Origin of the sequence: Ruminococcus sp. 210702-SL.1.03 (genome assembly GCF_020559915.1) — a bacterium.
In the GTDB taxonomy this organism is placed as follows: Bacteria; Bacillota; Clostridia; order Oscillospirales; family Ruminococcaceae; genus YE71.
On sequence record NZ_JAJCLZ010000073.1, the window covers coordinates 1 to 2,293 of the forward strand.

Sequence of the window (2,293 nt, forward strand, 5' to 3'; positions counted from 1 at the left end):
CTTTCTATTTTACTTCTTTGAGGTTGGAGTGTCAAGTTTTATTATACTATATCAGATAGACAAGCTGATAGATGGACTAAAGCCGCTGGTCGATGATGGCACAATACCTATCAGAGCGGCGGTAAACCTATCATATCTGCCGGAAGATATACAGGATATGCTGATAAGTCTGCTGAAAAAATATAAGATAGACATAAAAAGATCTGAGATCCTCAGAGAGCAAAGCAATATCAAAACGCTGGATCAGCTCACCGTTATAAAAATTCTGATGGGAAGATCTGATAGATGCGAAGAGATCAAAAGTACAAAGAGTATACGGATCAGCAATGCCACATACTCCAAATACTTTGATAAGAAAATGTCAAAGGAAGAGATAAGTAATACGATAGAAAAGGCTCTTAGTCTTTATTTTAAAAATGAGGTGTGATAATGAATATTAAAATCGACATTGATAAAAGCAAGCTTGAAGCGCTGCGCTGCTATATGCCTGCGGAACAGAACATTGAAGAGGAGATCGCAAAAGTCATAAACGAGGCTGCGGCGACAGCGGTCGATAAACTGTATAGCAAACACGTTCCAAAGGCGGTACAAGGATTTATAAAACGTTCGGCAGCACTCAGATCAGACAAGAAGAAAAAAGATGAAAACATTTAAGCATGACAGCTCAGCGAATAGCATATTGCTGTATAAATGCACCGATGGCAAGCTGTATCAAATTTTTTCTTTTGACAGCGATACGGCAGTTTTGAAGAGTGCGAAAAACGGACATTTTGCAGTAGCAGCAAAGCCCTACTTAGACGAATACACAAATACGATCGACTATTCGAGCATAGAGCATTTTAATACGCTGAAAGAGGCGAAGCAATACAAAGCAAAGCTCGACGGACTGTTTAATTCTAAAGATGAACCTGTGCCGCAAAAGGAATTTGATAATGAGGTCGTTATGGATATTGAGGTCAAAAAGGGCAGATCGCTGTAAAACTATCTGTTAAAAGAAAAAATTGTGATTGACAATGTAGTTAAAATATGGTACAATTGTAGGAGAAAATGAATGTTAGGAAAGGAACGAGTTGAGCAGCTTTTTTACAAGCATTGTAAACGCTATTCTTCATTGACCATAATTCCATTTAGCGAAATAAGTGATGAACCGGTACGTTATTTCAAATGGTACGCCTTTGAAATAGAAATGGTATTAAACTGTACAACTGTTGCAGATCCTTTCAATCATTTTATCTATATATATAAGGAGATCGATGATAATATGTCCTGCAAATACACGATAGAAATACCATATTCTAAACATGACGATCATGTAGAAACTGTTTATGAAATAAATTCGCTGGTTGACGAAAACGGATGCGTTTGTATGTTTGTTGATAATAATCCTTATCATTTAAAAGCATACCTGTGTGTTGAATGTGAATTTGAGGAAAAAGACAAAATTGAACAGATACTTAAAAGAACCGAATTAAAAACTGATAATCAGTTTGGTTTGGGAGAGCTGCTCTCTGAAACCCAATACAGAGGGTATAATACACATACTCTTTTAGCCAATATGTCAAAAGAAGATATAACGAATGTATTCAGAAGACTATTTATTTTTGCTTCTGAAGAAGAGCTTATGCAAAAAGGTTATTCAGATAAAAGGCACTTTTTTAGACCAAAAATATTCATCTCTTACTGTCATAAAAATAAATCAATAGTGTACAAGATCATTGACGATCTTAAAAGTGCCGGTTTAGATTTTTGGTTAGATGAAACATCGATCGATGTTGGAGATAATATTTTAAGCTCAATAATGAATGGAATAGAGCAGAGCGACTTTGCTATTCTATTTCTGAGCAAAGCCACTGCGGAATCAAATTACTCTCAGATGGAACTTAATAATATTATGGCAAAAATGATAAATAAAAAAATGGGTTGGTACGTTGTTAAGCTTGACGACGTTGACATAGAACAAATACTTCCTTGCTTGAGTAATTATAAGTATTTTGATATGACTACAAAGTCAGAAGAAGATTTAAAACTTGATATAATCTCTCAAGTAGAAAAGCTTTCGACTCAAAAAGGTATATAACGAGCATTAAACACCTACATAGATAGGAGAAAAGACATATGAAAAAAATAATATCTATCCTAGCAGCTATCGCCATTATGTCCACAAGCTCCCCTGCTCTCATCGGCGGAGCTGAGAGCTATGACACAACATCGTATGAAACTGTTGCGATGGACGTTGCTGGTGCGCTGGCGCAGCCCGGTTGGAAAGACCCTGCTGTGGGCGTTACTGCACTGC

Annotated in this window: 3 protein-coding genes and 1 pseudogene; all 4 read left to right on the forward strand. The window is 36.5% G+C overall.

The annotated features are described in order from the left end of the window. A pseudogene (locus LI114_RS13320) lies at positions 1 to 427 on the forward strand (hypothetical protein); the annotation flags it as partial. Positions 428 to 429: 2 nt separating this feature from the next. After that, positions 430 to 654, forward strand: coding sequence for a hypothetical protein (locus LI114_RS13325; RefSeq protein ID WP_022126845.1), 225 nt, complete (start codon positions 430 to 432; stop codon positions 652 to 654). Further along, positions 641 to 979, forward strand: coding sequence for a hypothetical protein (locus LI114_RS13330; RefSeq protein WP_227221073.1), 339 nt, complete (start codon positions 641 to 643; stop codon positions 977 to 979). Before LI114_RS13325 ends, LI114_RS13330 begins: the two co-directional genes overlap by 14 nt. 72 nt (positions 980 to 1,051) lie before the next feature. After that, the gene (locus LI114_RS13335) at positions 1,052 to 2,077 is read left to right on the forward strand and encodes a toll/interleukin-1 receptor domain-containing protein (protein WP_227221074.1); all 1,026 of its coding nucleotides are present in this window, start codon (positions 1,052 to 1,054) and stop codon (positions 2,075 to 2,077) included. Positions 2,078 to 2,293 lie beyond the last annotated feature (216 nt).

Excerpts from the sequence above, each read along its gene's own strand:
- LI114_RS13325 (WP_022126845.1), top strand. The coding sequence starts at position 430 with ATGAATATTAAAATCGACATTGATAAAAGCAAGCTTGAAGCGCTGCGC.
- LI114_RS13330 (WP_227221073.1), top strand. The coding sequence starts at position 641 with ATGAAAACATTTAAGCATGACAGCTCAGCGAATAGCATATTGCTGTAT.
- LI114_RS13335 (WP_227221074.1), top strand. The coding sequence starts at position 1,052 with ATGTTAGGAAAGGAACGAGTTGAGCAGCTTTTTTACAAGCATTGTAAA.